1 protein-coding gene is annotated in these 649 nt (G+C 58.6%); it reads right to left on the bottom strand.

Annotation, left to right across the window (positions count from 1 at the left end):
* Positions 1-56: 56 nt before the first annotated feature.
* Positions 57-649, bottom strand: a 593-nt coding sequence (locus PG887_RS22575) for an IS5 family transposase (protein ID WP_270822972.1), incomplete at its 5' end; no start/stop codon positions are given.

The following is a 649-nucleotide window of genomic DNA, read 5'->3' as shown; positions in this document are numbered from 1 at the left end:
GGCGTTGTTGATCAAATCCGTCGCTGGATGGCCGTTCCCCAACCCGTTGATACCACTCAATTCACTGGCTGGCGAACAGGCATACCAAGCCCTATCAGCTTGTTCATCACCTTCACGCCAGCCAGGATTTCGCCCACCTGGGCGTTGTAGTTCCGCAGGCTCAGCGTTGGCCCGATGAGTTGCTTGAACCGGTACATGGCGGTCTCGGCTATCGAGCGCTGGTGATAGCCGGAGTCTTTCTTCCATTGCTTCAGTTCACCGGCCTTGAGCGCCGTCACCGCCTCGTTGCGGGGATGGCCTTCCTCCCACGGTGCCGCATTTTTTCTCGGCGGTATGGTGGCTTTCGCCCCCTTCTTCTTCAGTAGCGCATGACAGGCCTTGGTGTCATACGCACCATCGGCGCTGACCTGTTTTATCTTGCGTCGTAAGGGGTTGAGCAACGTCGGTAACACCTCGTTATCCGCCACCGTCTCCAGGCTGACTTCGGCAGCGATGACCGCATGGGTTGTGGCATCCACCGCCAAGTGGAGCTTGCGCCACACTCGTCGCTTCTCCTTGCCGTGTTTGCGAATTTTCCATTCGCCTTCGCCATAGACCTTGAGGCCGGTGGCATCAATGACCAAGTGAGCCACCGGGCCTTGGCTGGGGA

Origin of the sequence: Aeromonas sp. QDB14 (genome assembly GCF_027707845.1) — a bacterium.
GTDB classification, from domain to species: Bacteria; Pseudomonadota; Gammaproteobacteria; order Enterobacterales; family Aeromonadaceae; genus Aeromonas; species Aeromonas caviae.
Note: the sequence above shows the minus strand (reverse complement) of the source record. Positions and strands in the feature narration are given on the sequence as shown.